The sequence below is a fragment of the Bradyrhizobium sp. UFLA05-112 genome, from assembly GCF_053572325.1.
In genome coordinates, this window is record NZ_JBANBK010000103.1 from 1 (window position 1) to 26,715 (window position 26,715).

Sequence of the window (26,715 nt, forward strand, 5' to 3'; positions counted from 1 at the left end):
ACGGCGTTCGAGGGGTGTCCACACCCTCACCGCCGCTTACCCCAGTCGCCGCTTACCCCATAGCATCTGGATCGCCCGCATTCGCGGTGACGTCGGAGCAGACGTCAGGATTCGACGAACTCGTCGCGCTTGTATCCCTGCGCATAGAGCAGTGCGGTGAGATCGCCATGATCGATCCGCGCGGCCGCCGCAGCCGCCACGGCGGGCTTGGCGTGGTAGGCGACACCCAGCCCCGCCGCCTGGATCATCGCGAGATCGTTGGCGCCGTCGCCAACGACCAGCGTATCGATGTCGTCGAGATCGAACGCCTCCATCAGGTCGACCAGCGTCGCGAGTTTTGCCGCGCGGCCTAGGATCGGCTCCTTCACTTCGCCGGTGAACTTGCCGTCGCGCACGATCAGCTCGTTGGCGCGGTTCTCCTGGAAGCCGATTTTCGCGGCGACCGCGTTGGTGAACAGCGTGAAGCCGCCGGACACGAGACAGGTATAGGCGCCGTGGGCGCGCATGGTCGCGACCAGTTCGCGGCCGCCCGGCGTCAGCGTGATATGCTTGGCGAGGACATCGTCGACGACGCCGACCGGCAGGTCCTTCAGCAGCGCGACGCGCTCGCGCAGGGCCGGCTCGAACTCGATCTCGCCGCGCATCGCACGCTCGGTGATGGCTGCGACGTGCGCCTTGACCCCAACGACATCGGCGAGCTCGTCGATGCATTCCTGGCCGATCATGGTGGAATCCATGTCGGCGAGAAAAAGTCTCTTGCGCCGGAAGCCGACAGGTTGCACGACGATGTCGATCGGCAGGTCGCCGCGCAGCTCGCGCAACCGTTGTTCAATGGCGTGACGATCGCCTTCGAGGTTATCCTGCGCGCCGAAGGGTATGTCGACCGCAACCCCGTCGAACAGCCAGTGTGCAGGCGCGGCCGAGGGCAGCACGGCACGCGCGCCGTCGACGATGGTAGAGTCGAGCGCGGGATTATCGGGGTTGCAGATCAGCGTGGCGACGAGGGACATTTGAGGTTTTCGTGCGCGAGGGGCAAGTGAGCAAGGCCGTGCTTATCGCAGGCCCGACCGCCAGCGGCAAGTCGGCGCTGGCGCTCGAGCTTGCCCTGAACGCCGGCGGCATCGTGATCAATGCCGATTCCATGCAGGTCTATCGCGATCTGCGTGTCATCACGGCCCGCCCCACGCGGGACGAGGAGGCGCAGGTCCCGCACCGTCTCTATGGCCATGTCGACGCGGCCGTGAATTTTTCGGCCGGTGCCTGGCTCGCGGATGCGGCGGCAGCGCTGGCCGAGGCGCGGGCGCAAGGCCGCCTGCCGATCTTCATCGGCGGCACCGGGCTTTATTTCAAGGCGCTGACGAGGGGCCTCTCGACGGTGCCGCCGATCCGGCCCGAGGTGCGCGAGGGCGTGCGCGCGCGGCTCGAGCAGGGCGGCGTCGAAGCGCTGCACGCGGAACTCGCAGGCCGTGATCCTACCGCCGCTGGACGGCTGAATGTGCGCGACCGCACCCGCATCGCTCGCGCGCTCGAAGTGATCGAGGCGACCGGCCGCTCGCTGCTCGACTGGCATCGCGAGGGCCAGCCGCCGCTGCTGCCCAAGGACAGTTTCAACGCCCTGTTCCTCGCCCCAGAGCGCGATGAGCTCTATGCCCGCATCGATGCCCGCTTCGAGGCCATGCTCGGCGCCGGCGCGCTCAACGAGGTCGAATTGCTTGCCGCGCGAGAACTCGATCCGCTGTTGCCGGCGATGAAGGCCCACGGCGTGCCCACGCTGATCCGGCACGTCCGTGGCGAGATCAGCCTGGACGAGGCGGCCGCGATCAGCCAAGCCGACACCCGCCATTACGCCAAGCGCCAGTTCACCTGGTTCCGGCATCAATTGCCCGAGTTCGAATGGGTGAAGCCGGAGCAGGCGATGGGGTGGCTGGCCGCTGCCGTGAGGGCGGAGTGAGGCGCCTCGCTCGGTCGTCGTTCCGGGGGCGCGCACAGCGCGAGCGCCCCGGGAACGACGACCTTTTGCGCTTTCGTCGTAAATTCCCTCTCGCCGAACCGCCGGAACGCCGCTACACTTCTCGAAATCGCGCGAAAACGGCCACATTGCCTTGACATCCGGGCTTTGGCCGCTATGGTTCGCGCAACCTTTGGGAAGCCGGGCCGACCTCATGCGTAACATTATTACCAAACTCCTTATCGTCGTCGTACCCAGGCGCATCGCCGGGGATGGCTAGCGGCCATCCAAAACCGAGCGGTGCGCATGGGGCCTCTTGGGGCCCTTTTTTATTTCCCGAACCAGACCTCGAAGAAGCCGCTGACAACAGCGCATCCGGAGCAAGCCAATGACCGACAACAGCCACGATCCGAACCAGATGACCGGCGCCGCGATGATCGTGCGCGCGCTCATCGATCATGGCGTGACGGATATTTTCGGCTATCCCGGCGGCGCGGTGCTTCCGATCTATGACGAGATCTTCCAACAGAGCGAGATCCAGCACATCCTGGTCCGGCATGAGCAGGGCGCGGGCCACGCCGCCGAAGGCTATGCGCGCTCGACCGGCAAGCCGGGCGTCGTGCTGGTGACTAGCGGCCCCGGCGCCACCAACATGGTGACGCCGCTGACGGATGCGCTGATGGATTCGATCCCGCTGGTCTGCATCACCGGGCAGGTGCCGACCCACCTGATCGGCAATGACGCGTTCCAGGAATGCGACACCGTCGGCATCACGCGCCCCTGCACCAAGCACAACTGGCTGGTCCGCGACGTCAACGATCTTGCCAAGGTGCTGCACGAGGCGTTCTACGTCGCGACCTCGGGGCGACCGGGCCCGGTGCTGGTCGACGTGCCGAAGGACGTGCAGTTCGCGACCGGCACCTACCATCCGCCGCGCAAGTCCGACGTGCACGTCTCCTACGCGCCGCGCGTGAAGGGCGACGCGATGCAGATCCGCAAGGCCGTTTCGCTGCTCGCCAATGCCAAGCGTCCGGTGATCTATTCGGGCGGTGGCGTGATCAATTCCGGCCCTGAGGCCTCAAAACTGTTGCGCGAGCTGGTCGAGGTCACCGGTTTCCCGATCACCTCGACGCTGATGGGCCTGGGCGCCTATCCGGCGTCGGGCAAGAACTGGCTCGGCATGCTCGGCATGCACGGCACCTATGAGGCCAACATGACCATGCATGACTGCGACGTCATGCTGTGCGTCGGCGCGCGCTTCGACGACCGCATCACCGGCCGGGTCGATGCGTTCTCCCCTGGCTCGAAGAAGATCCACATCGACATCGATCCGTCCTCGATCAACAAGAACATCCGCGTCGATGTTCCGATCATCGGGGACTGCGGCAATATCCTCGGCGACATCCTCCAGGTGTTCAAGGCCGAGGCGAGGAAGCCCGACATCAAACCGTGGTGGCAGCAGATCGCGCAATGGCGTGCGCGCAATTCGCTGTACTTCAGGAAGAACAACGACGTCATCCTGCCGCAGCACGCGATCCAGCGCCTGTTCGAGCTGACGCGCGGCAAGGACGTCTACATCACTACCGAGGTCGGCCAGCACCAGATGTGGGCGGCGCAGTTCTTCGGCTTCGATGAGCCGCATCGCTGGATGACGTCCGGCGGTCTCGGCACCATGGGCTACGGTCTGCCGGCCGCGGTCGGCGTGCAGGTGGCCCACCCGGACAGCCTCGTCGTCGACATCGCGGGCGACGCCTCGGTGCAGATGACGATCCAGGAGATGTCGACGGCCGTGCAGTACGAGCTGCCGATCAAGATCTTCATCCTGAACAACCAGTACATGGGCATGGTGAGGCAGTGGCAGCAACTCCTGCACGGCAACCGGCTGTCGCATTCGTACTCCGAAGCGCTGCCGGATTTCGTCAAGCTCGCGGAAGCCTATGGCGGCGTCGGCATCCAGGCGCACAAGCCCGCCGATCTCGATGGCGCGATCAAGGAGATGATCTCGGTCAAGCGCCCGGTGCTGTTCGACTGCCGCGTCGCGGCGCTCGAAAACTGCTTCCCGATGATCCCCTCCGGCAAGGCGCACAACGAGATGCTGTTGCCGGAGCAGGCCAATGACGAGGCCACCGCAGTCGCGTTCGCCGGCGGCAAGGCACTGGTGTGATGCGATGTTCGACCTGAAGGAGCTCGAACGCGCACATGCGATCGTGGGGCAGGCGGTGCCGGCGACGCCGGCGCATGCCTGGCCGCTGCTCGCTGAGCGACTCGGTACCCGTGTCGTGGTCAAGCATGAGAATCACACACCGATCGGCGCCTTCAAGGTGCGCGGCGGGCTCGTCTATCTCGAGCGGCTGAAGCGCGAGCGGCCGAACACGCCCGGCATCATCTCGGCGACGCGCGGCAATCACGGGCAGAGCCTGGCGTTTGCCGCGAGCCGCCACGGCGTGCCCGCGGTGATCTACGTGCCGCGCGGCAACTCGGTCGAGAAGAACCGTGCGATGAAAGCCTTTGGCGCTGAGCTCGTCGAGCACGGCGAGGACTTTCAGGCCGCCCGCGAGGAGGCCGAGCGCCGTGCGCAGTTCGCTGGCTTGCACATGGTGCCGTCATTCCATCCGGATCTCGTGCTCGGCGTTGCGACCTATGCGCTGGAGTTGTTCCGGGCCGCACCTGACCTCGACATTCTCTACGTGCCGATCGGCCAGGGTTCCGGCATCTGCGGTTGCATCATGGCGCGCGACCTGCTCGGGCTAAAGACCGAGATCGTCGGCGTGCAGTCGACGGAGGCGCCGTCATACGCGCTGTCGTTTGCGGCCGGCACGGTCGTGACGACGGAGACCAGCAACACGCTCGCCGACGGTATGGCGACGCGCATCCCCGACGCGGACGCGCTCGCAGTCATCCGCAAGGGCGCCTCGCGCATCGTGCAGGTCACCGACGACGAGGTCGGCACGGCGATCCGCGCCTATTGGACCGACACGCACAATCTCGCCGAGGGCGCCGGCGCGGCAGCACTTGCGGCTGCGCTGCAGGAGAAGAGCAAACTCGCGGGCAGACGAGTGGGTCTCGTGCTGTCCGGCGGCAATATCGATTTCGATCTGTTCAAGCAGTGGGTCATGGCGGATGCGCCGCCGGGCCAGAAGGTGGTCGCATGATGCGAGCCGGCGCAACAACACTGCGGTCATCGCCCGGCTTGACCGGGCGATCCAGTACGCCGTGGCGGTCGTGGGAATCTCAGGCGCCGGTGATTACTGGATGCCCCGCCTTCGCGGGGCATGACGAGAGAGACATTCTGAGGGGACGACAATGAACCAGCCCGCATCCGCCTATTTCCTCGAGGACCGCCACGACCCCAACGAGACGCATACGCTCTCGGTGCTCGTGCAGAACGAGCCCGGCGTGCTCGCCCGCGTCATCGGCCTGTTCTCGGGTCGCGGCTACAACATCGAGAGCCTCACGGTTTCCGAGACCGAAGCCCAAAAACATCTGTCGCGCATCACCATCGTCACCACGGGCACGCCGATGGTGATCGAGCAGATCAAGCACCAGCTCGACCGCATGATCCCGGTCTATCGCGTCGTCGACATGACGCAGACCCGGCGCTCGATCGAGCGCGAACTCGCGATGGTGAAGGTGCGCGGGGAGGGCGAGCATCGCGTCGAGGCGCTGCGGCTGGCGGACGCCTTCCGCGCACGCGTGATCGACGCCACCACCGAGAGCTTTGTGTTCGAGATCACCGGCAATACGGACAAGATCAACCAGTTTATCGACCTGATGCGTCCCATCGGCCTTGTCGAGGTGTCGCGCACGGGGGTTGCCGCGATCGGTCGCGGGCCTGAAGGGATGTGAACCATGCTGGCGCGCGACTGGTACTACAACGAACGCAACCGGATGGGCATCGAGCCCGCGGTCGCCTCGATCTACGACAACCACGATGACGCCGATCTGCGCGCGCGCGCCGCGTTGAAAATGCTCGGCGTACAGCGCGGCTGGCGTGTCGCCGACATCGGCTGCGGCAACGGCGTGCTCGCGACGGAAGGCGCGCTGATGGGTGCCGAGGTCGACGCCATCGATATTTCGCCGGCGATGCTGGCGCTGGCCGAGATCTATGCCCGCGACCGCAAGGCCAAGGTCGCGACGCAGTCGGCGGGCCTGCTCAGCTTTGCCTACCGGCCCGAATCCTACGACCTGATCGTCAGCGAGTTCACGCTGCATCATCTGCCGGATTTCTGGAAGGCAGTGGCGCTGTCGCGCATCTATCGCGCGCTGAAGCCGGGCGCGAGCTTCTATTTGCGCGACATCGTCTTCGTTTCGATGCCGGATGCGGCCGAGCGGGACGTCGAGCAATGGGCCGATTTCCAGATCAAGAACCACGAGTTTTCGCGCGAGAGCGTCGTCACGCATATGCGCGACGAATATTCCACCTTCGGCTGGGTGATGGAGCGGATGCTGACTGATGTCGGCTTCACGCTGGTCTCGGCCGACTACCACGCGCCGATGCACGGCACCTATCTGCTGCGCAAACCCATCCCTTCCACGTAAGCGCCGGCGAGCAAGGCTGAACGACAAGAACACGCAACGGAACAGAGCCCCGAAGAACAACAATGAAGCCGGCCGACATCCTCATCGCCGTCATGGTGGCGATCGTCTGGGGACTTGCCTTCGTGGCGAGCCGGCTGGCGCTCGACGAATTGTCACCGGAACTGATGACAGCGCTGCGCTTTTCGATCGCCGCCGTGCCCTGCCTGTTCATCCGCAAGCCGAAGATCGCCTGGCCGCTCCTGATCGCGATCAGCTTCACGCTGTTCCTCGGCCAGTTTTTGTCTCAGGCCTATGGCATCGCCCATGGCGTGCCGGTGGGGCTCACGAGCGTCGTCGTGCAGAGCCAGGCGCTGTTCACCATCGGCTTCGCCGTGCTCGCCTTCGGCGAACGGCCGACGGCGGCGCAGACGCTGGGCATTGCCATTGCCGCGGTCGGCCTTCTCTTGATCTGCGGCACCGTCGGCTATGATTTCAGCGTCAGCGCCTTTGCGGTGCTGATGATCTCGCCGATTTCTTTCGCGATTGGCAATCTTCTGTTGCGCGGCGCCCGCGGCGTGCCGATGTTCGACCTGTTCGCCTGGTTGTGCCTGACGTCGGCGGTGCCGCTGTTCGCGCTGGCGCTGATCGTCAATGGTCCCGTGCCGACCTGGCAAGCGCTGACGCAGATGTCGCTGACGTCAGTCCTCTGCATGCTGGCGCTCGGCGGCATCTCGACCAGCATCGCCTATTGGCTGTGGGGCCGGCTGCTGCGCGACTATCCGGCTGCGCAGGTCGTGCCGTTCGCGCTGCTGGTGCCCTTCGTCGGCTCGACCGCCTCCAGCGTCGTGTTCGGTGAACGGTTCGGACCCCTGCGGCTCGCCGGCATGCTGACCGTGATCGGTGGCATCGCGGTGATGCTGCTGGCCAGGCGCTCGCAAGTCCTGCCAAAGACAGCGTGAGGTACGGATGTCGCAGTCGCTTCTCTATGCCTTCATCGTCTTTGCGGTCGTGATGTACTTCACGCCCGGGCCAAACAACATCATGCTGCTGTCGTCAGGCCTGACCTACGGCTTCCGCCGCACCATTCCGCACATCGCCGGGATCACCATCGGCTTCGCTTTCATGGTCGCGACCGTCGGTCTGGGGCTGGGGACTGTCTTTCTGGCCTATCCGATCCTCCAGACCATCCTGAAATATGCCGGCGCCGCCTACCTGATCTATCTGGCGGCCGCGATCGCCCTTTCGGGCCCGACGAGGCCGGGCGAGGACAACGGGCGCGGCCCGATGACCTTCCTGGGCGCGGCCATGTTCCAGTGGATCAACGCCAAGGGCTGGGTCATCGTCATCGGCACCATCACCGCCTATGCGGCGATTGCCCAATTCCCGATCAATATCGCCATCCAGACCGTGATCAGCCTGATTGTCGGCACGGTCTCGACCGTTGTCTGGGCCCTGTTCGGAAGCGCGCTCCGGCCGGTCCTGACCTCCGAGCGGCTGGTCCGCGCCTTCAATATCGTGATGGCGATCCTGCTGCTTGCCTCTCTCTACCCCGTTTTCATGGATGCATGATGTCGCGGATTTCCATGCAGAAACGGGTTTCCTTCGGGGCGGAAAATGCTCTAGACAGCCCCCGAAATCCGCAAATTTCACCTTCGGACCCTGACCATTGGCCGATTTTCGGCCCTCAATGAGGAAACGACTATGCGTGTTTATTACGATCGCGACGCCGACCTGAACCTGATCAAGGGCAAGAAGGTCGCCATCGTCGGCTATGGCAGCCAGGGCCACGCCCATGCGCTCAACCTGAAGGACTCCGGCGTCAAGGAGGTGGCGATTGCGCTGCGCAAGGACTCGGGCTCGGTCAAGAAGGCGGAAGCCGCCGGCTTCAAGGTGATGGAAGTCGCCGAGGCCGCCAAATGGGCCGACCTCGTCATGATGCTGACCCCGGACGAGCTCCAGGGCGACATCTACCGCGAGCACCTGCACGGCAACATGAAGAAGGGCGCCGCCCTCGTCTTCGCCCACGGCCTCAACGTCCATTTCAACCTGCTTGACCCGCGCGCCGACCTCGACGTGCTGATGATCGCCCCGAAGGGCCCCGGCCACACCGTGCGCTCGGAGTATCAGCGCGGCGGCGGCGTGCCCTGTCTGATCGCGATCGCCAAGGACGTCTCGGGCAATGCCCATGACCTCGGCCTCTCCTACGCTTCGGCGGTCGGCGGTGGCCGCGCCGGTATCATCGAGACCACCTTCAAGGAAGAGTGCGAGACCGATCTGTTCGGCGAGCAGGTGGTGCTCTGCGGCGGCCTGGTCGAGCTGATCAAGGGCGGCTACGAAACCCTGGTCGAAGCGGGCTACGCGCCCGAGATGGCCTATTTCGAATGCCTCCACGAGGTGAAGCTGATCGTCGACCTGATCTATGAAGGCGGCATCGCCAACATGAACTACTCGATCTCCAACACCGCCGAGTACGGCGAGTACGTCACCGGCCCGCGTATCATCACCGACGAGACCAAGAAGGAGATGAAGCGGGTTCTCAACGACATCCAGTCCGGCAAGTTCTCGCGCGACTGGATGCTCGAGAACAAGGTCAACCAGACCTCGTTCAAGGCGACCCGCGCCAAGCTCGCCGCGCATCCGATCGAGGAAGTCGGCGCGAAGCTCCGCGACATGATGCCCTGGATCAAGAAGGGCGCGCTGGTCGACAAGTCGAAGAACTGAGGTTTGCGTTCCCCGGACGCAGCGCAGTGCGAAGCGGTGCGCTGCTGATCCGGGGTCCATAGGTCCCGGCTCTGCGGTGCACCGCTTGCGCGCTGCACCGCGTCCGGGACACGAGAGACGAGCAAGTGACGCACTCTCGTTCGCCAAACCAAATCTTAAACCTTCGCGACTACAACCGGCGCGAGATCGCTAGCTGCGATCTCGCGCTTTCCTCTTCAGCGCCAAGCGCTGGTGCTTCATTCAAATTCTTCGATGTTGAAGCGCAGCCTGAAGACCAAGAACTGACGCTTAAAGCACATTCTTGATCTCGCGCTGTTTCTTAGGCGTTTGCGCCGCCTCTCCAGTCCCACAAAAACTCAGCGACTTCAGAGTCTAAGATTCGTCTCTTCATCCGCATCGTGATCATTCGCATGAATGCACGAAGACGACTTCGCGTGGCACATCATGTTAAGAGCTGACGTCTGATCGATATTCTTGCTGGCTATCGAAGATGCGAACCGCGGACACTAGACGGGGGCGACCGGACTCGGGCGTGAGGTCGCGGCCATCGCGATCAGCCGCAGTGCGATCACGGCGAGGAGGGGGACGAGGAAGGCCGCATAGAGTGGCATCGCCGGCACGCGCTTGGCGAACGAGACCATGAACTGGAAGCAGAGATAGTAGCCGCCGACGAGGTGCAGGGTGCGCCAGGCACGGGGGCCGAGCAGGTCGGCCGTGCGGTCGAAGGAGGTCGCCGCCATCGCGACGATGATGGCGTAGCCGATCCCGCCGAAGAGGTAGGATGCGGCCGAGCTCGCGGTCGCAAAGCCGGCCGGATCCATCTTGGCGAGGGAGACGATCGCAACCGCGTGGAGGCCGTGGGAGACGGCGAAGCCGAGGCCGAGATAACGCCGGTTGCGGCGCTGCCAGCGCGTCCAGCCGTTCGGCCAGAGCCGCACCAGGGCGGCGGCGCTGAAGGCGAGGCAGAACAGGAGGAGCGAGCTGCGCGCCGTAAAGCGTATCGCCATCCGCACGCCCTCGATCTCGAACTGCCGCATCGCGGCGATCCAGAGGCTGAGCGCGATCAGGCTCAGGCTGAGCAGGGCGACCAGGCGCCAAGCCTCGAACCAGCTTTGACGTTGCGCCATGAGATGGTCTCCTCCGTTATGTAATCATCGATTACATTTGGTGGGTCTGTTTTGGTCAACCGTGTAATCGCTGCTTACATTCACGTTCGGGTGATGCTAGGAGTTTTTGATGCCCGCCCGTGAGCTCTCAAGGCGCCGCTCGCGCGCCACCCAAGCGCGGCCCTACCATCACGGCGATCTCCGCCGCGTGCTGATCGATGCTGCGCTGCAACTGGCGGCCGAGGGCGGCGAGGTCTCCGTTCGCGAGGCGGCGCGGCGTGCGGCGGTGTCACCGGGGGCGCCGTTCCGGCATTTTCCCAACCGCGACGCGCTGATGGCGGCGGTGGCGGAGGAGGCACAGCGCCGGTTTCGTGCAGAGATCGATGCGGGACTGGCCCAGGCGCCGCCGGCCGATCCGCTCGCTCGCTTACGTGCCTTTGGCCTTGCCTATTTGCGTTGGGCGATGCGCAACCCTGCCCATTTCGAGATCATCTCGACAGGGCGCTACTTCGCCCATGGCAGTTCGCCCGAACTCACCCGCGACAATGCCGAGCTGATGGCGCTGACCGAGCGCATGCTGGGTGATGCTGCTGAGCAGGGACTGCTGCGACAGGGCGAGCTGAAGCCGATCCAGATCGCCGCCCGCGCCCTGGTCTACGGTTTCGCCCGGATGAATCTCGACGGTCATTTCCCGCGCTGGGGCGTGGAGGAGGGCGAGATCGAGAGGATGGCCGAAGCGGTGATCGACGTCTTCATCACCGGTATCGCGAAGGCCACGCGGAGCAGCTGACGCTGTCCAACCCTCATGGTGAGGAGGCGCGCAGCGCCGTCTCGAACCATAGAGGCCCGGCTGCAAATCCTGGCCTCGCCTTCGAGACGCCTGCTTCGCAGGCTCCTCAGGGTGAGGGGATAGAGTAGGGCGCGCGGCGTGCATCTGCCGCCCGCTAATATTAAGCGAAGGTCGGACGGCAGGTCGCGTTGCCTGCCGATGACTGTTCCGTTACAGTTTTATGACACGGCGCTCACCGGCAGCGTCGGACGCTCTGGCCGCCAGCAGGCTGGCCAGATGGCTTGGCATCACCGCGCCGGAGCGTGTTCAGCGTATCGTCGATGGCGTCCGCGCCCAACCCAGGTCCTTCCGCCGCCACCGCCGTCCTGGCGAGCGTTGCCGCGATCGGCATCTGGCGCCTGCTCGCCGTCGCCGCGCCGCATCTGGCCGCGCTCGCGCTGATGTACGAGACCGAGACCGATTTCAGCTCGCGCCTCGGCTTTGCGCTTGCCTGGGGCATCCTCAACTTCTTCTGGATCACGCTGCTCCGCCGCCCCGCGTTGTCTGGCGCGCTGTCGCTGACCATGGTCGTGGTGCTGGTGCTGCTGTCGCGGCTCAAGCACGACGTCGTGCAGATGACGGTCAACTTCATCGACCTGATGATGATCGACCGCGACACCGTCGCCTTCCTGTTCACGATCTTCCCGAACCTGCGCTGGTCGGTGATCGGCGCCTGCCTCGTCATCCTGCCGCTGATGTATGCGCTGTGGTGGCTCGATCCGTTCCGCATCCGCCGTCTGCCGGCGTTTGCCTGCAAGCTCGCCTGCCTCGCCGCGCTGGTCGGCTATTCGCTCTATCATCCGGACGAAGCCTGGCGCGGCTATTACGACGACGGCTATCTCTCAAAATTCTTCCGCTCCGGCGTCACTGCGGTCTCCGACTTCATGCAATACGGCTTCATGGAGTCGGCCGCGTCTACCGGCGAGCATCTCAACGTGCCGCTGGTCGATGCCTGCCACCCTGCGGGGCGGCGGCCGAACATCATCATGATCCATGATGAATCCAGTTTCGACATCCGCGCCGCGCAAGGCGTCAAGGTGCCGCCTGGCTATGGCAGCCATTTCAAATCCTGGGACGGCAAGCAGCGTACCTTCCTCGCCGAGAGCAATGGCGGACCGAGCTGGTTCACCGAATACAACGTGCTCGCCGGCCTGTCGTCGCGCTCCTTCGGCCGTTTCGCCTATTTCGTGACGCGCATCGCTTCGGGCCGGGTCGAGCGCGGTCTGCCGCTCAGCTTGCGCCGCTGCGGCTACGACACGATGTCGCTCTATCCGGCCTACGGCGCTTTCATGAGCGCGCGCAGCTTCCAGATAACGACGGGCATCGAGCGCTTCTATGATGCGAAGGACCTCGGCGCGAAGGACGTCGAGCCGGATTCCTTTTTCTACGACAAGGCGCTGCAGTTGATGGGCCAGCAACCGCCGAACAAGCCGCTGTTCAGCTTCATCTATCTCGGCGCCAATCATTTCCCCTGGGAAACGCGTTTCCGTCCCGATCTGATGCCGGGCTGGCGCGCGCCGGGCAATACACCGTCGATCGACGAATATCTGCGCCGGCAGGCGATGAGTGCCGAGCAGTACCAGGCCTTTCTGGCCGGCCTGCAGAAGAAGTTTCCGAATGAGCCGTTCCTGATCGTGCGCTATGGCGATCATCAGCCGGAATTCGCGCCGCAGATCCTCGAGCCCGGGCTCGATGAAGGCAGCCTCGGCAAGAAGCTCGACGACTATGATCCGCGTCTTTATGCCACCTACTATGCCATCGACGCCATCAACTTCGAGCCGGTGAGAAGCGATGCCGTGATGGACACGATCGACGGTGCCTATTTGCCGCTGGTGATCCAGGAAGCCGCCGGTATTCCGCTCGACCCGTCCTTCGCCGCGCAGAAGGACGTCATGCTACGCTGCAAGGGCATCTTCTATGGCTGCAAGGACGGTCAGGAAGCACGACGCCTCAACCGCCTGCTGATCAACGCCGGAATGATCCACGGGCTGTAGCCTTGCTCGCCCGAGCGACGGTTTCTCGCCGTCACCCTGAGGTGCGAGCCTTGCGGCGCGAGCGCGCCGCTGGGCGAGCCTCGAAGGGCGACGGTGCGGGTAGATGCGCATGGAGCCATTGTGCCACCGTGCCTACCTCTTCCCCACCTTCTCCCACAGCCACTTCGCCACCACGTCGGGCGACGAATTCGCATCGTTGCCGCTGGCGCGCAGATTTGCTTCGCGCATGTCGGCGATGTCGATCCGATCGAGCAGCGGTTTTAGCGCGGACTTGAGCCGCTCATCGCCGGCGCGCTTCGGGGCGAGCAGCAAAATGGCGTCGTAAGGCGGGATCGCGTTCTTGGGATCGTCGAGCGCCACGAGGTCGTATTTCGCGATCAGTCCGTCGCTGGTGTAGCCCGCGATCACGTCGACCTCACCGCTCGCGACGGCAGCATACATGAAATCGGGCTGCATCTGCCGCTGGGCGCGGAACGCGAGCCCGTAGGCATCGCGCAACGCGGCCCATTCCGGACGCGAGAAGAACTCGTAGTCGCCGGCAATCGACAGGCCTGACGCATGCGCCGCGAGATCGGCGACAGAGTGAATGCCGAGCGCCTCGGCGCGCTTGCGCGGCATCACCAGCGCATAGGCGTTCTCGAAGCCGAGCTCGCCGAGCAGTGTGATATTCTGTTTGGCGAGCGCTGCCTTCAGCTCGTCAATCAGCTCCTTGCGCGGCTTGATATCCGTGCGGTGCAACTGATTGGCCCAGAGCGTGCCGGAATAGTCGACATAGAGATCGATGTCGCCGGCCTTCAGCGCCTCGAAGGCGACGTTCGAGCCGAGGCCCGAGCGCGTCGTTGCGGGCAGGCCTGCCGCCGCCAGGCGATCCCGGATCAGGGCCGAAAGCACGTATTGCTCGGCGAATGTCTTGGCGCCGACGACGTAAGCCGGCGAGGAGCGTCCGAGCGAGGGCACCAGCGTCGCGGCGACCAGCGCTGCAATCCCGACGCCGCCGAGCGTCGTGCGCAGGCGGCTGCGATTACGCAGGCCGGTTTCGATCAGGCCGAGCAATTGGTCGACCGCAAGGGCCAGAACGGCCGAGGCAAAACAGCCGAACAAAACGAACACCCAGTTCTGTGTTTGCAGGCCGGCGAAGATGTAGTTGCCGAGGCTGGTCTGCCCGATCGGCGTCGACAATGTTGCGGTACCAATCACCCAGACAGCGGCGGTGCGGATGCCCGCCATCATCACCGGCAGTGCCAGCGGCAGCTCGACCATGACAAGCGATTGTCGCGGCGTCATGCCGACGCCTTGGGCCGCTTCAAGCAGGGCAGGATCGATGCCGTTCAAGCCGGTGATGCCATTGCGCAGCACCGGCAGCATGGAATAGAGCGCCAGCGCCAGCATCGCCGGCAGGAAGCCGAAGGCCGAGAAGGAAGCGCCGAACCAGGCGAGTGTCACGGAGGCCAAGAGCAGAAGGAGCGGATAGAACAGCGCGAGCAGCGCCAGCCCCGGCACGGTCTGGACGATGCTCGCGAGCGCGAGCAATATGTTGCGCGCTACCGGGCGGTTGCGGCACAGGATCGCGAGCGGCAGGCTCACGATGAGCCCAAGCGCGAGTGCGGCAAGGCTCACCCGCACATGGCTGCCGAGATAGTCCGGCAGATGCGACAGCGCCTCGCCCCAGCGCGGATCGGAGATCTGGCTCATGCCATACCACCCTGCGGCAGCCGCTCGTTCAATCGCGCGACCTGGCGCCGCGGCGTGCGCAACAGCTCCAGCACATAGGCGTCGTCGCTTCGGCCGAGCTCCGCAGGCGTGCCCTGCGCGAGCAGCCTCCCGGCGCGCATGACCGCGATGCGGTCGGCAAGCAGGATTGCTTCCGTCATGTCATGGGTGATCATGACCGTGGTGAGGCCGAGCTTGTGATGCAGCGCGCGATAGTCTTCTCCGAGCGCGTCGCGGGTCAGGGGATCGAGCGCGCCGAACGGCTCGTCCATCAGCACGATGCGTGGACGCGCGGCGAGTGCCCGCGCCACCCCGACGCGCTGGCGCTGCCCGCCGGACAGGTCTTGCGGCAATCGATCGCGATGCTGGGTACGGTCGAGCCGCACCAGATCGAGCAGCTCATCCACTCGCGCGGCGATCTCTCCCTGTGGAGTGCCCAGCAGCTTCGGCGTGATGCCGATGTTGTCCGCGACGCTCAAATGCGGAAACAGCCCGCCGCTCTGGAAGACATAGCCGATGCGCCGCCGCAGCGCGACCGGGTCGATGCGGCCGATATCCTCGCCCTCAACCGTGATCGTGCCATGGTCGGCCTCGATCAGCCGGTTGGTCAGCCGCAGCAGCGTGGTCTTGCCTGAGCCGGAGCTGCCGACGATGGCCAGAAACTCGCCCTCGGCGACGTCGAGCGAAACGCCGTCCACGGCCACGACCGGGCCGAAGTTTTTCGCGACATGCGCATAGCCGATCACGGGTTTGGAGGTCATCGGTACGGACCCAGCCCTACACTCCCGCAATGGGAGATTTGATGGACGCGACCCCGCATGCGTACCACGCTTGGCCGCTCAATTGAACTTGCCGGCGCAAGCGGCTAAGGCATCCGCCAAGATCCGGGAGGAAATTGACAGATGGCAACGCCCACGGCGGTGGCGCTCGAGGATACGAAAGTCGCATTTCGGCTTGGTGACGGGCGCGTCTATACGGCGGTGGAAGAGGCGCAGCTGACGGTCGGCCAGGGCGAGTTTGTCGCCATAGTCGGCCCGACTGGTTGCGGCAAATCCACACTGCTCAACGTCGCCGCGGGGCTGCTGAAGCCCGCCGCCGGCAGTGTCAAGGTGTTCGACCGGCCGCTCGCCGCCCTCAACAAGGACGCCGGCTATTTGTTCCAGGCCGATGCGCTGTTCCCGTGGAAGACGGCCATCGACAACGTCGCAATCGGTCTCGAGATCAAGGGCACGCCTCGCCCGGAGGCCCTTGCGCGCGCGCAAAAATGGCTGACCTCGGTCGGGCTCGGCGCTTTCGCGGGCCGCTACCCGCACATGCTCTCCGGCGGCCAGCGCAAGCGCGTGGCGCTGGCGCAGGTGCTCATCCGGGATCCAAAAATCCTGCTGATGGACGAGCCGTTCGGCCCGCTCGATGCCCAGACCCGGCAGGTCATGGGCAATCTCCTGCTCGAACTCTGGAGTGCCGACCGCAAGGCGGTGCTGTTCGTCACCCATGATCTGGAGGAGGCGATCGCACTCGCCGACCGCGTCGTGATCATGTCGGCGGGGCCGTTCTCGCGCATCATCGGCGACTGGCGCGTTGAGCTTGCACGCCCGCGCGACATTTTCGAGGTGCGGCTGGACAAGGAGTTTCACGCCCTCCATCGCGAGATCTGGAGCGTGCTCAAGGACGAGGTGATGAAGGGTTACGCACAATCCACCCAGGCGGAGGCGGTCTGATGTCGCGCCTCACGCTGCTCTCGCTGCAATTTCTGGTCGCCGTGGTCGCGATCGTGCTCTGGCAGGTGCTCTCTACCGTTCCGGTGTTCGGAAAGATCCTGCTGCCGCCGTTCTTCTTCTCCAACCCGGCCGACGTGTTCAGCCAGATCGTCAAATGGTTCGCGAGCGGCGTGATCTGGAAGCATCTCTGGATCACGCTATGGGAGTCGATCCTGGCCTTCGTGATCGGCTCACTCGGCGGCGTGCTGGTCGGCTTCTGGTTCGCGCGGCAGCCGCTGGTCGCAGCCGTGTTCGATCCCTACGTCAAGATGGTCAATGCCCTGCCGCGCGTGGTGCTCGCACCGATCTTCGCGCTGTGGCTCGGCCTCGGCATCTGGTCCAAGGTCGCGCTCGGGGTGACGCTGGTGTTCTTCATCGTGTTCTTCAACGTCTATCAGGGCGTCAAGGAGGTCAGCCGTACGGTGCTGGACAATGGCCGCATGCTCGGCATGAGCGAGCAGCAATTGATGCGGCACGTCTATTGGCCCTCGGCGCTGTCGTGGATGTTCTCTTCGCTGCACACCTCCGTCGGATTTGCCGTGGTCGGCGCCGTCGTCGGCGAATATCTCGGCTCTGCCGCAGGCCTCGGCTATTTGATTCAGCAGGCCGAAGGCGTGTTCGACGTCGCCGGCGTGTTTGCAGGGATGTTCGTGCTGTCGGCCTTCGTCCTCCTGATCGACATGGCCGTGACGATGGTGGAGCGTCGGCTTCTCGTGTGGCGTCCGACGGCCGCGGACGGGCGAGGCTAGGGATGGTGCGATCGTTGCCGGACCCGCGCAGGGATGCGGGCCCGGACATGCGTGTGAGCCTCGCTGGCTCAGTCCAGCAGCTTGGTGTCGTCGGGCGCCTGCGGCGGTGTCTTGATCGCGATCGCCTTGACCTGTCCGCTGATCGGCTTGGTGCCGCCATGCGGCGTCCCCTTCGGGATGATCACGAGGTCGCCGGGCTTCACCGTCACCTCCTTGTCGCCGAGCCAGATCGTCCCGGACCCGTCCAGGATGTACTGGATCTCGTTGGTGTTGGGATGCAGATGCTTGGGCACGTTGCCGACCTGGATCGAGACGGTGGCGCCGTCTGCCGCCATGAACATTTTGGAGCGGTAGCCGACCTCGTTCGCAGGCCCGAGCACATCGCCTTGCATCTCGCCGGTGTGGACGAGTTGCGCGGTGATGTTCTCGGCAGCCCACGCCGGCTGGAGCAGGTAGGTCACGCCAGACCCTGCGGCGAAGGCGGCGACGAGCGAAACGGCGATTGCGATGCGGTTCATGGATGATTCTCCCGATAAAGGGTTGTTGTTATGCCGTCATGCTATTGCGCCGAAAGTCCGATGACCAGTGTCTTGGCCAGTGCTTCTCAAGCCAGTCCCGCTGCTCTAATGTGCCGCCAGCCGAACGGAGGAAACCAATGAAGAAGACGATTGCCAGGCTCGCGGGCGCGCTGCTCGCGCTCACGCTCACCACCAGCTTTGCCACGGCGCAGAGCAAGGTCACCATCGCGGTCGGCGGCGGCTCCTGCCTGTGCTACCTGCCGACGGTGCTGGCAAAACAGCTCGGCGAGTACGAGAAGGCCGGCGTCAATGTCGACCTCGTCGACCTCAAGGGCGGCTCCGATGCGCTCAAGGCCGTGCTCGGCGGCAGTGCCGATGTCGTCTCCGGCTATTTCGACCATTGCGTCAACCTCGCCGCCAAGAAACAGGAGTTGCAGTCCTTCGTGGTCTATGATCGCTATCCCGGCCTCGTGCTGGTGGTCGCGCCTTCGCATACCAACGAGATCAAGTCGGTGAAGGATCTCGCCGGCAAGAAGGTCGGGGTCAGCGCGCCCGGCTCCTCGACCGATTTCTTCCTGAAGTATCTCCTGAAGAAGAACGGCCTCGATCCCGCCGGCACCGCCGTGATCGGCGTCGGCCTAGGTGCGACCGCGGTCGCTGCCATGGAGCAGGGCCAGATCGATGCGGCCGTGATGCTCGATCCCTCCGTCACCGTGCTCCAGGGCAGCCACAAGGACTTGCGCATCCTCAGCGACACCCGCACGCAGAAGGATACGCTCGAGACGTTTGGCGGCGAATATCCGGGCGGCGCGCTGTACTCCACGGCGGCCTGGGTCGCCGGCCACGAGAAGGAGACGCAGGCGCTGACCAACGCGATGCTGAACACGCTCGCCTGGATCCATTCGCACTCGCCGGAAGACATCATGGCGAAGATGCCGGAGGAGATGGTCGGCAAGAACAAGGAGCTTTATCTCGCCGCGCTGAAGAACACGATCCCGATGTTCTCGGAGACCGGCAAGATGGACCCGAAGGGCGCGGACGCGGTGCTTGCGGTGTTCAGCGTCGGCTCGCCCGAGGTTGCGAATGCCAAGATCGACGTCAGCAAGACCTTCACCAACAAGTTCGTCGAGCAGGCCAAGAAGACCACGGGGATGAATTCCAAATAATATTGCCAAGCAATCGACGCGAAGCGGTGATATGCAGATGTCATGACATCTCCTGCCATTCGCCGCATCACGACGCTCGATCTCACCGTGGAAACGCAGGCGTGGCCGTTCGCACTGGAACGGCGCGCCGAGATCGCTGCGCATTTTATCGAAAAGCAGCGCGAACGGCCCAAGCTATGGAACGGTCGCATTCTGATCGGGCGCGACCCCGTCTTCTCCGAAGACCGTTTCGCTGCGAGTTATTTCGAGACCGATTTCGCCAGCTTTCTCGCCTGGCGCGACTGGGGTTTTCCCGACAAGGCCGTGTTCAACGGCTTTGGCATGGGCGCTCTGCGCGCCTCCGACGGTGCGTTCGTGCTGGGCGTGATGGGCGAGCATACCGCAAATGCGGGGCGCATCTACTTTCCGTCGGGTACGCCGGACCTCGATGACGTCAAGGACGGCTCGCTCGACATCCCCGGCAGCGTGGTGCGTGAGATCGAGGAGGAGACCGGGCTCACGGCTGCCGACTATCAGGCGGAAGAGCATTGGCATTGCGTGGTGTCAGGCCCCGCGATTGCCCTGATCCGGATCCTGGACCTGGATCTGCCGGGTGAAGCCATCCGCGCCCGGATTGAGGCCAACCTCGCCGCGCAGGAGCATCCGGAGCTTGCCGGCATTCACCTGGTCCGCGGGCTCAGTGATCTGACGCCGACCATGCCGCGCTTCGTTACGGCCTTCATCGAGCAGCAGCTCGCCGCGCGCTGACGCGTTAAGCCCGCGACGCTATTCGGCTTGACATCGCATCTCCCAGCCCATGTGATGGGCAAAAAATAAAACCAAGAAGACTGCAACGCACAATCGTCCAGGGAGGTTTTGATGCGCATGCGCATGGCTGCCCGCTTGGTACGTCACTTTGTACTTGGGCTGATGGTCGCAATCGCGGCGCTGGGCTTGGCGGCATCTGCCCAGGCTCAGGAGAAGAAGATCAAGATCGGCGTGATTTTTGACCTGACCGGCCCGCTCGCCGGCGGCGGCTCCGAGCTCGAATATATCGGCGCCAAGATCATCCTCGACCAGTTCGCAAAGAGCGGCGTCGAGGGCTACAAGATCGAAGCCATCTACGCCGATGCCCAGAGTAAGCCCGACGTCGCCATCAACGAATCCGTCCGCCTGCTCGAGCAGGAGAAGGTGGACATGGTGCTCGGCTTCTTCTCCTCGGCGCAATGCGTTCCGGTCGCGGCCCGCGTCGAACAGTTGAAGAAGTTCATGTGGATGACGACCTGCATCTCGTCCGCCGTGTTCGCCGACAAGAACTACAAATATGTGTTTCGCCCGCAGGCGAGCGGCGACCAGTTCGGCATGATGACGATGGACTTCATCGCCCAGAACTCGAAAGCGAAGTTCGGCAAGGAGCCCAAGGACCTGCGCGTCGCCATCATCCACGAGGACGGCGCCTACGGCGTCGACGTCGCCAAGGGCAACGAGGCCGGCGCCAGGAAGGCCGGCTTCAACGTCGTGCTGAGGGAGGGTTACTCCGCGACTGCGCCCGACCTTTCCGCACTGGTGACGAAGCTCAAGCGCGCCAAGCCCGATGTGATTTTCCACACCGGCTACAATCCCGACATCACGCTCTTGCTTCGCCAGGCGCGCGAGCAGGGCCTGAAGTTCGGCGCGCTGATGGGGCATGGTGCGGGCTACGGCGTCTACGAGAAGCTGAAGGAGGGCATGGGCGCTGACGCCAACTACATCTTCAACACCGATCCGATTTCGATCTGGCTCGCCAATCAGAAGACCATGGATCCGAAGCTCGGGCCCGTGATCAAGATGGTCGGCGAGGAGTTCGACAAGATCAAGCCGGGCGTTGCCATCCGCTCCGCCCATGTCGGCATCGGCGCCTCCAACACCTACGTCTTCATGGCCGACGTGCTGCCGCGCGCGATCAAGAAATATGGGGGCGTCGATGCGGACGCGCTGCGCAAGGCAGCGCTCGACACCGATATTCCCGAAGGGGGCACCATGCTCGGCTTCGGCGTCAAGTTCTATGGCGAGGGCACGCCGATGGCGGGCCAGAACGAACGATCGTTCCCTGTCGTGATTCAGTACCTCGACGACAAATCCTATGTGGTGTGGCCGAAGAGTCAGGCGCAGCGCGAGGCCGTGCTGCCGCTGCCGAAGGGCTCCACCTACAGCAACCAGTAGCGCGAGACGCGGCGGAGGGATGCGGTGCTGGAAGTTCGCGGGCTGGTGAAACGTTTTGGCGGCTTCACGGCCGTCAACAACGTCTCCTTCAGGGTCGACCAGGGCGAGATCCTCGGCCTGATCGGCCCCAACGGTTCTGGCAAGAGCACCATCTTCAACATGCTCTCCGGCACGCTGACCCCGACCGCCGGTTCGATCGTGTTCGCCGGGACCGAGATTGCGGGACTCGCGCCGCATCGGATCATCAATCGCGGCATCGGCCGTACCTTCCAGATCCCGCGACCGTTCCGCCGCCTGACGATTTTCGAGAACGTCGCGCTCGCCGGCTATTACGGGCAAGGCCGACACAGCCGCGCCAAGGCCGAGGAGGCCGCCGAGCATGCGCTCGCCATGGTTGGTCTGCCGACCGATCGGCATGCTGGTGTCGATGGCCTTGGTGCCGCAGGGCTCAAGAAGCTCGAATTGGCAAAGGCTCTCGCCACCGGACCAAAGCTGCTGCTCGCCGATGAGAGCCTCGGTGGCCTTGATGATGCCGAGATGGACCAGGCCGCCGACATGCTGCGAAAGATCCGCGGCGATCTCGGCATCACCATCATCTGGGTCGAGCACATCATGGGCGTTCTCATGCGCGTGGTCGATCGCGTGATGGTGCTCGACCACGGCGAGAAGATTTCGGAGGGGCTGCCGAGCGCAGTCGCCAGCGACGTGCGGGTGATCGAGGTCTATCTCGGCACCGATGCCGAGACCACGCAAGCCGCGGCCGCCGAAGCGCGCCGCCGCGCCGGAGGGTAGGCCATGCTGGAGCTTCGATCCGTCGACGCCGGCTATGGCAGCTTTCAGGCGCTGTTTGGCGCCAATCTAGAGGTCAGGGCCGGCGAGGCGGTCGGCGTGATCGGCCCGAACGGCGCCGGCAAGACCACGCTGATGCGGGTGATCTCGGGTTTGATCCGCCCCGCGCGCGGATCGATCAAGATGGAGGGTGTCGATGTCCTGGCGACGCCGGCACACCGCATCGTCAGTCTCGGCATCGCGCATGTACCGGAGAACCGGCGGCTGTTTCCGCAACTCTCGGTCGATGACAATCTCAAGATGGGCGCCTTCATGAAGGAGGCGCGCCACAAATATGCCGAGCGGCTCGAGATCGTCTTCGAGCTGTTTCCGCGCCTGAAGGAGCGTCGTCATCAGATGGCAGGCACCATGTCTGGCGGCGAGCAGCAGATGTGCGCGATCGGGCGCGCGCTGATGTCGGATCCAAAGCTCCTGCTGCTTGACGAGCCCTCCGCGGGCCTCGCTCCGGTGGTCGTGCAGCAGGTGTTCGAGCTCGTGAAGCGCATTCGCGCGCGCGGGCTGACGGTCCTGATCGTCGAGCAGAACGTGCAGCAGGTGCTGCGCGTGGTCGACCGCGCCTACCTGATCGAGGCCGGGTCGATCCGCGCGTCCGGCAGCTCGGCTGAGATGCTGGCGAGCGATACGGTCAAGGAAGCTTATCTCGGGGTGTGAGGGGCGAGCGGGCGCATGCAGGCATTTCTTGATATCTTCGACATCTACCTGCTGGAGGCGGTGATCAACGGCATCCTGCTCGGCGGCGTGCTGGCGCTGCTCGCGCTCGGGCTGAACCTGATCTTCGGCGTTATCGACGTGACCTGGATCTGTTACGCCGAGCTCGTGATGATCGGCATGTACGCCATGTATTTCCTGGTTCAGTATTACGGCCTCAGTTATTTCATCGCTGCGCCCTTCACCATCCTGCTGGTCGCGCTGCTTGGTGCGGCGCTGCATTATCTCGTCATCGCACCGCTGCTGACCGCGCCGCCGATCAACCAGTTGCTCGCGACCGGCGGCGTGCTGTTCGTGCTCCAGAGCTTCGCCACCGTCGCGTTCGGCATCGATTTCCGCAATCTCGGCATTCGCCTTCCGGTGCTCGCGCTCGGCGACATGAATTTCAGCTATGCCCGGCTGTTGTCCTTCATCGCAGCGCTGGTGGGCATGGTCGCGGTCTATCTGTTCATGACGCGCACCTTCACCGGCACGGCGATCCGCGCCATCTCCCAGGACCGCCAGATCATGGCGCTGATGGGCGTCGATACGAAGAGGATGTATATCATCACCTCGGCGCTTGGTGGCGCGCTCGCGGGCCTTGCCGCCTGCCTCCTGGTGCTGCAATACGACGTGCATCCCTTTGTCGGCCTGTCATTCGGGCCGATCACCTTCTTGATCTGCGTGCTCGGCGGGCTCGGCAATTTCATCGGTGGCTTCATCGCCTCCTTCGTCTTTGCCGAGATCATCTCGCTCGGCGGCCTGTTCTCCGACCTCGAATGGGGCTACGTGCTGGCGTTCGCCTTCTTCATCGTCATGATGTTCATCCGGCCCGCCGGCCTGCTCGCGAGGCGCAGATGACGAGACAGGCGCAGCTTGCCGCATGGGCGCTCGGACTCGCGGCACTCGTCATGCTGCCGTTCGTCTATCGCGATCCCTATCACCTGCATATCCTGGTGCTGATCCTGATCTGGTCGTTCGCCTACACATCCTGGTCGATGATGGGGCGGTTTGGCCTGGTCTCGCTCGGCCATGGCGGCTTCATGGGGATCGGCGCCTATGTCACGGCGCTGTTGTGGAACCATCTGGGACTGTCGCCCTGGATCGGCATTCCCATCAGCATGGTCGCGGCCGGAGCGCTCGCGCTTGTCGTCGGCTATCCCTGCTTCCGTTTCCGGATCACCGGGCACTATTTCGTGCTGGTGACGCTAGCGCTCTCCGGCATCGTGCTGCAGGTCATTACCGCCACGCGCGACTGGACCGGCGGCTCGCTCGGCTATACGCCCAACCGCGCGACGGGCAACAGGCTTTGGGCGCTCCAGTTTGATGACAAGACCACCTGGTATCTGGTCGCGCTTGCGGTCTGGGTCGCAGGACTCGTGGTCTGGTACTCGATCGACCGCAGCATGAGCCGCTACGCGCTGGAGGCGATCTCTGAGGACGAGGACGCCGCGGCCGCCGCCGGCGTCGACGTCACCGCGGAGAAGCTGAAGATCACGCTGATCAGCGCGCTGATGACCGCGCTCGCGGGCGCGATCTATTGCCAGTACCAGATGTTCATCACGCCAGACACGGTGAGCGGCATCGCGGTGTCACTCCAGATGGTGTTCGCAGCCATCGTCGGCGGCCTGTTCGTCTCACTGGGGCCGACGGTCGGTGCCATCATCACCATCCTGCTCGCCGAATCCTTGCGCATCGGATTTGGAACCAGGGCCGTCGGCTGGGACAACCTCGTCTACGGCGTGCTGCTCGTCCTCTTCATCATATTCCTCCCGAAGGGCATTCTTGGTAGCCTCGTCGAACGATTGAAGCCGCAACGCAAACCATCTCCGAGCTCATGAACAAGAAACCCTCCAAAACGCTCGCCGCAGGGCTCGCCGAATTCATCACGCCCTTCCGTTACGATGGTTCGGGCAAGTTTCACCTGAAGGACCACAAAACGGACGAGAAAGGTGGTCTCGACAAGGACGAGGCACAGAAGATTCTCGAAGCCAACAAGCAGCATCTGGCCGATTTCCAGGAGAAGCTCTACGCGCAGGACCGCTGGTCCGTCCTGATCATCATTCAGGGCATGGATGCAGCCGGCAAGGACAGTGCGATCAAGGCGCTGTTCGAAGGCATTAATCCGCAGGGCTGCGAGGTTCGTGCGTTCAAGGCGCCGACCAGCCACGAGCTCGACCATGATTTTCTCTGGCGCCACGTCGTTGCCCTGCCGGCGCGCGGTCTTATCGGGATATTCAACCGCTCCCACTACGAGGAATGCCTGGTGACGCGCGTGCATCCGGAGGTCCTCGCCAAGGAGAAGCTGCCGCCCGGGCTCGTCACGAGGAACATCTGGCGCGAGCGGTTCGAGGACATTTCCGCCTTCGAGCGCTACCTCGCGCGCAACGGCACCGTGGTGCTGAAATTCTTCCTCAACCTGTCCAGGGAGGAGCAGCGCCAGCGCTTCCTCGACCGGCTGGAGGATCGCTCCAAGCAATGGAAGTTCTCGATGGATGACATCAAGGAGCGTGCGCTGTGGCCGCGCTACCAGGCAGTCTATCAGGACATCGTCCGGCACACCGCGACGACCCATGCACCCTGGTATGTCGTGCCCGCCGACCACAAATGGTTCGCGCGTGTCGTCATCGGGTCCGTCATCGTCGCCGCGCTCGAGCGGCTCAATCTGCAATTTCCTCGCGCCGACCGGGCATCGCTGCACGAGTTCAAGGCGGTGCAGCAAGCCCTGGAAGGTGAAGCGAAGGGAGGGAGGAAGCGGGCAAGGTGAGGGGCAACGGCAGCAAGAACGTGAAGAACGTGAACTTCGCGCTGCAGGGTGGCGGAGCGCACGGCGCGTTTGTGTGGGGCGTGCTCGATCTCGTGCTGGAGGATGGAAGGCTCGCCATCGAAGCAATCAGCGCGACCAGCGCTGGCGCCATGAACGCCGTGGCGATGGCCTCGGGCATGGCGATCGGCGGCGCCGATGCTGCACGGGAAAACCTGCACCAATTCTGGTACGAGGTTTCTCGTATGGACATGGTGTACGACCTGTTCTCGCCGCTCAACCAGTGGATTCAGGCGCTCAAGCTGCCGCCGGAGTATCATCCGGTGCACTCCTTCATCCACACCCTGACTCACACGGTGCCGCCGAACGTTCTCAATCCCTTCAATTTCAATCCGCTGCGCGCGCTGCTGCAACGCGTCGTCGACTTCGACAGGCTGAATTCAGCGGCGGAGGCGCCGCAGCTCTTCCTCAACGCCACCAATATCCGGACCGGCAAGATCAAGGTGTTCCAGACGCCACTCTTGAGCGCGGACGCCGTGCTCGCCTCGGCCTGCCTGCCACCCTATTTTCAGGCCGTCGAGATCGACGGCGAGCATTATTGGGACGGCGGCTATCTCGGCAACCCCGCGATCTTCCCCCTGATTTATCGCAAGGGCAGCCACGACGTCATCATCGTGCAAGTGACCGCCATCCGACGCGACGAATTGCCGGCGAGCGCGGCGGACGTGCTCCACCGCATCAACGAGATCAGCTTCAACTCGTCATTGATGCGCGAGATGCGCGCGATCGCCTTTGCGACGAAGCTGATCGACAATGGCGAACTCGACAAGGACACGCACAGCCGCATGTACATGCACTGGATCGGCAACGATCAGTTGATGTCGCAGCTCGGAACTGCGACGCAATTCCACCCGGAATGGAGCCTGCTCTGCAGGTTGCGCGACGAGGGTCGGGAAGCAGCGCGAAACTGGCTCGACAGGCACTTTGGCCAGATCGGCAATGCCTCGACGGTCGATCTGACCGAAATGTTTCTCTGATTTGTGTTCTCGTGGTTATCTGGAGGCTGCCTCCTCGCATTCTGCTGTCATGCCCGGGCTTGACCGGAGCATCCAGTACGCCGCTGCTTCTCCGTACCCATCACCGTCTCTGGAATACTTGTATGGGCTTGGTCAAGGATGAGTGGTTGTTAGATCATTTCAGATCATCTCCTTGTTCGAA

General features: G+C 64.0%; 25 protein-coding genes and 1 pseudogene. 21 read left to right on the forward strand and 5 right to left on the reverse strand.

From position 1 onward, the window contains the following. Positions 1–104: 104 nt before the first annotated feature. Positions 105–1,010 carry a phosphoserine phosphatase SerB gene (serB, locus tag SO180_RS36885; protein ID WP_449383713.1) on the reverse strand — a complete coding sequence of 302 codons (906 nt, stop codon included), beginning with the start codon at positions 1,008–1,010 and terminating at the stop codon, positions 105–107. An 11-nt stretch (positions 1,011–1,021) separates the two neighbouring features. On the opposite strand from serB, the gene miaA reads away from it, so the two are divergent. The 8 genes from miaA (at position 1,022) to ilvC (ending at position 9,187) form a co-directional block, all read left to right on the forward strand. Then, the gene (miaA, locus tag SO180_RS36890; protein ID WP_449383714.1) at positions 1,022–1,951 is read left to right on the forward strand and encodes a tRNA (adenosine(37)-N6)-dimethylallyltransferase MiaA; all 930 of its coding nucleotides are present in this window, start codon (positions 1,022–1,024) and stop codon (positions 1,949–1,951) included. A 385-nt stretch (positions 1,952–2,336) separates the two neighbouring features. Then, positions 2,337–4,112 (forward strand): acetolactate synthase 3 large subunit, encoded by a 1,776-nt coding sequence (locus SO180_RS36895; RefSeq protein ID WP_449383715.1) that lies wholly within the window; start codon positions 2,337–2,339, stop codon positions 4,110–4,112. A gap of 4 nt (positions 4,113–4,116) precedes the next feature. Further along, positions 4,117–5,100: a threonine dehydratase gene (locus SO180_RS36900; RefSeq protein WP_449383737.1), complete on the forward strand. Its 984-nt coding sequence runs from the start codon at positions 4,117–4,119 to the stop codon at positions 5,098–5,100. 151 nt (positions 5,101–5,251) lie between these two features. Beyond that, entirely contained in the window at positions 5,252–5,794 is a 543-nt protein-coding gene (gene ilvN / locus SO180_RS36905) for an acetolactate synthase small subunit (protein ID WP_449383716.1), read from the forward strand. A gap of 3 nt (positions 5,795–5,797) precedes the next feature. Further along, entirely contained in the window at positions 5,798–6,487 is a 690-nt protein-coding gene (locus SO180_RS36910) for a class I SAM-dependent methyltransferase (RefSeq protein WP_449383717.1), read from the forward strand. Between the two features lie 62 nt (positions 6,488–6,549). After that, complete coding sequence (locus tag SO180_RS36915) at positions 6,550–7,425, forward strand: EamA family transporter (protein ID WP_449383718.1); 876 nt, start codon at positions 6,550–6,552, stop codon at positions 7,423–7,425. 7 nt (positions 7,426–7,432) lie between these two features. Then, positions 7,433–8,035: a LysE family translocator gene (locus SO180_RS36920; RefSeq protein ID WP_449383719.1), complete on the forward strand. Its 603-nt coding sequence runs from the start codon at positions 7,433–7,435 to the stop codon at positions 8,033–8,035. A gap of 132 nt (positions 8,036–8,167) precedes the next feature. After that, positions 8,168–9,187, forward strand: coding sequence for a ketol-acid reductoisomerase (gene ilvC / locus SO180_RS36925; RefSeq protein ID WP_449383720.1), 1,020 nt, complete (start codon positions 8,168–8,170; stop codon positions 9,185–9,187). Positions 9,188–9,693: 506 nt separating this feature from the next. Here ilvC and SO180_RS36930 read toward each other — a convergent pair. After that, the gene (locus tag SO180_RS36930) at positions 9,694–10,314 is read right to left on the reverse strand and encodes a hypothetical protein (RefSeq protein WP_449383721.1); all 621 of its coding nucleotides are present in this window, start codon (positions 10,312–10,314) and stop codon (positions 9,694–9,696) included. Positions 10,315–10,501: 187 nt separating this feature from the next. Here SO180_RS36930 and SO180_RS36935 point away from each other — a divergent pair, with 187 nt between their 5' ends. Beyond that, a complete protein-coding gene (locus SO180_RS36935) occupies positions 10,502–11,083 on the forward strand; it encodes a TetR/AcrR family transcriptional regulator (protein ID WP_449383722.1) in 582 nt (193 codons plus the stop codon). A 320-nt stretch (positions 11,084–11,403) separates the two neighbouring features. Beyond that, positions 11,404–13,116, forward strand: coding sequence for a sulfatase-like hydrolase/transferase (locus SO180_RS36940; RefSeq protein WP_449383723.1), 1,713 nt, complete (start codon positions 11,404–11,406; stop codon positions 13,114–13,116). Between the two features lie 132 nt (positions 13,117–13,248). Here the strand turns inward: SO180_RS36940 and SO180_RS36945 are convergent, their stop codons facing one another. Both SO180_RS36945 and SO180_RS36950 read right to left on the reverse strand, forming a co-directional pair. Beyond that, positions 13,249–14,808, reverse strand: a complete 1,560-nt coding sequence (locus tag SO180_RS36945; RefSeq protein ID WP_449383724.1) for a glycine betaine ABC transporter substrate-binding protein — start codon at positions 14,806–14,808, stop codon at positions 13,249–13,251. Then, the gene (locus SO180_RS36950) at positions 14,805–15,587 is read right to left on the reverse strand and encodes an ATP-binding cassette domain-containing protein (RefSeq protein WP_449383725.1); all 783 of its coding nucleotides are present in this window, start codon (positions 15,585–15,587) and stop codon (positions 14,805–14,807) included. The genes SO180_RS36945 and SO180_RS36950 overlap by 4 nt, the downstream gene beginning before the upstream one ends. Positions 15,588–15,728: 141 nt before the next feature. On the opposite strand from SO180_RS36950, the gene SO180_RS36955 reads away from it, so the two are divergent. Both SO180_RS36955 and SO180_RS36960 read left to right on the forward strand, forming a co-directional pair. After that, positions 15,729–16,544 (forward strand): ABC transporter ATP-binding protein, encoded by an 816-nt coding sequence (locus SO180_RS36955; protein WP_449383726.1) that lies wholly within the window; start codon positions 15,729–15,731, stop codon positions 16,542–16,544. Continuing rightward, positions 16,544–17,332, forward strand: a complete 789-nt coding sequence (locus SO180_RS36960; protein ID WP_449383727.1) for an ABC transporter permease — start codon at positions 16,544–16,546, stop codon at positions 17,330–17,332. The genes SO180_RS36955 and SO180_RS36960 overlap by 1 nt, the downstream gene beginning before the upstream one ends. A 68-nt stretch (positions 17,333–17,400) precedes the next feature. On the opposite strand, the gene SO180_RS36965 is transcribed toward SO180_RS36960, so the two are convergent. Further along, positions 17,401–17,850 carry a cupin domain-containing protein gene (locus SO180_RS36965; protein ID WP_449383728.1) on the reverse strand — a complete coding sequence of 150 codons (450 nt, stop codon included), beginning with the start codon at positions 17,848–17,850 and terminating at the stop codon, positions 17,401–17,403. Positions 17,851–17,987: 137 nt separating this feature from the next. On the opposite strand from SO180_RS36965, the gene SO180_RS36970 reads away from it, so the two are divergent. From SO180_RS36970 to SO180_RS37010, 9 genes and pseudogenes are all read left to right on the forward strand, one after another. Continuing rightward, complete coding sequence (locus tag SO180_RS36970) at positions 17,988–19,016, forward strand: ABC transporter substrate-binding protein (protein ID WP_449383729.1); 1,029 nt, start codon at positions 17,988–17,990, stop codon at positions 19,014–19,016. A gap of 42 nt (positions 19,017–19,058) precedes the next feature. Further along, on the forward strand, positions 19,059–19,763 hold the full coding sequence (locus tag SO180_RS36975) for an NUDIX hydrolase (protein ID WP_449383730.1): 705 nt from the start codon (positions 19,059–19,061) through the stop codon (positions 19,761–19,763). A 111-nt stretch (positions 19,764–19,874) separates the two neighbouring features. Next, the gene (locus tag SO180_RS36980; protein ID WP_449383731.1) at positions 19,875–21,197 is read left to right on the forward strand and encodes an ABC transporter substrate-binding protein; all 1,323 of its coding nucleotides are present in this window, start codon (positions 19,875–19,877) and stop codon (positions 21,195–21,197) included. Positions 21,198–21,221: 24 nt separating this feature from the next. After that, positions 21,222–21,989, forward strand: a complete 768-nt coding sequence (locus SO180_RS36985) for an ABC transporter ATP-binding protein (RefSeq protein WP_449383732.1) — start codon at positions 21,222–21,224, stop codon at positions 21,987–21,989. Between the two features lie 3 nt (positions 21,990–21,992). Further along, entirely contained in the window at positions 21,993–22,697 is a 705-nt protein-coding gene (locus SO180_RS36990; RefSeq protein WP_449383733.1) for an ABC transporter ATP-binding protein, read from the forward strand. A 15-nt stretch (positions 22,698–22,712) separates the two neighbouring features. Continuing rightward, positions 22,713–23,594: a branched-chain amino acid ABC transporter permease gene (locus SO180_RS36995; protein ID WP_449383734.1), complete on the forward strand. Its 882-nt coding sequence runs from the start codon at positions 22,713–22,715 to the stop codon at positions 23,592–23,594. After that, positions 23,591–24,599 (forward strand): annotated as a pseudogene (locus tag SO180_RS37000) (branched-chain amino acid ABC transporter permease); the annotation flags it as partial. The gene SO180_RS36995 and the pseudogene SO180_RS37000, both read left to right, overlap by 4 nt. After that, positions 24,571–25,500, forward strand: a complete 930-nt coding sequence (locus SO180_RS37005) for a polyphosphate kinase 2 family protein (protein ID WP_449383735.1) — start codon at positions 24,571–24,573, stop codon at positions 25,498–25,500. The pseudogene SO180_RS37000 and the gene SO180_RS37005, both read left to right, overlap by 29 nt. Further along, a complete protein-coding gene (locus SO180_RS37010) occupies positions 25,497–26,534 on the forward strand; it encodes a patatin-like phospholipase family protein (protein WP_449383736.1) in 1,038 nt (345 codons plus the stop codon). The genes SO180_RS37005 and SO180_RS37010 overlap by 4 nt, the downstream gene beginning before the upstream one ends. Positions 26,535–26,715 lie beyond the last annotated feature (181 nt).

Coding starts and splice junctions, on each gene's coding strand:
- serB (WP_449383713.1), bottom strand. CDS start 1,010: ATGTCCCTCGTCGCCACGCTGATCTGCAACCCCGATAATCCCGCGCTC.
- SO180_RS36895 (WP_449383715.1), top strand. CDS start 2,337: ATGACCGACAACAGCCACGATCCGAACCAGATGACCGGCGCCGCGATG.
- SO180_RS36900 (WP_449383737.1), top strand. CDS start 4,117: ATGTTCGACCTGAAGGAGCTCGAACGCGCACATGCGATCGTGGGGCAG.
- ilvN (WP_449383716.1), top strand. CDS start 5,252: ATGAACCAGCCCGCATCCGCCTATTTCCTCGAGGACCGCCACGACCCC.
- SO180_RS36910 (WP_449383717.1), top strand. CDS start 5,798: ATGCTGGCGCGCGACTGGTACTACAACGAACGCAACCGGATGGGCATC.
- SO180_RS36915 (WP_449383718.1), top strand. CDS start 6,550: ATGAAGCCGGCCGACATCCTCATCGCCGTCATGGTGGCGATCGTCTGG.
- SO180_RS36920 (WP_449383719.1), top strand. CDS start 7,433: ATGTCGCAGTCGCTTCTCTATGCCTTCATCGTCTTTGCGGTCGTGATG.
- ilvC (WP_449383720.1), top strand. CDS start 8,168: ATGCGTGTTTATTACGATCGCGACGCCGACCTGAACCTGATCAAGGGC.
- SO180_RS36930 (WP_449383721.1), bottom strand. CDS start 10,314: ATGGCGCAACGTCAAAGCTGGTTCGAGGCTTGGCGCCTGGTCGCCCTG.
- SO180_RS36940 (WP_449383723.1), top strand. CDS start 11,404: ATGGCGTCCGCGCCCAACCCAGGTCCTTCCGCCGCCACCGCCGTCCTG.
- SO180_RS36945 (WP_449383724.1), bottom strand. CDS start 14,808: ATGAGCCAGATCTCCGATCCGCGCTGGGGCGAGGCGCTGTCGCATCTG.
- SO180_RS36950 (WP_449383725.1), bottom strand. CDS start 15,587: ATGACCTCCAAACCCGTGATCGGCTATGCGCATGTCGCGAAAAACTTC.
- SO180_RS36955 (WP_449383726.1), top strand. CDS start 15,729: ATGGCAACGCCCACGGCGGTGGCGCTCGAGGATACGAAAGTCGCATTT.
- SO180_RS36960 (WP_449383727.1), top strand. CDS start 16,544: ATGTCGCGCCTCACGCTGCTCTCGCTGCAATTTCTGGTCGCCGTGGTC.
- SO180_RS36965 (WP_449383728.1), bottom strand. CDS start 17,850: ATGAACCGCATCGCAATCGCCGTTTCGCTCGTCGCCGCCTTCGCCGCA.
- SO180_RS36970 (WP_449383729.1), top strand. CDS start 17,988: ATGAAGAAGACGATTGCCAGGCTCGCGGGCGCGCTGCTCGCGCTCACG.
- SO180_RS36975 (WP_449383730.1), top strand. CDS start 19,059: ATGACATCTCCTGCCATTCGCCGCATCACGACGCTCGATCTCACCGTG.
- SO180_RS36980 (WP_449383731.1), top strand. CDS start 19,875: ATGCGCATGCGCATGGCTGCCCGCTTGGTACGTCACTTTGTACTTGGG.
- SO180_RS36990 (WP_449383733.1), top strand. CDS start 21,993: ATGCTGGAGCTTCGATCCGTCGACGCCGGCTATGGCAGCTTTCAGGCG.
- SO180_RS36995 (WP_449383734.1), top strand. CDS start 22,713: ATGCAGGCATTTCTTGATATCTTCGACATCTACCTGCTGGAGGCGGTG.
- SO180_RS37005 (WP_449383735.1), top strand. CDS start 24,571: ATGAACAAGAAACCCTCCAAAACGCTCGCCGCAGGGCTCGCCGAATTC.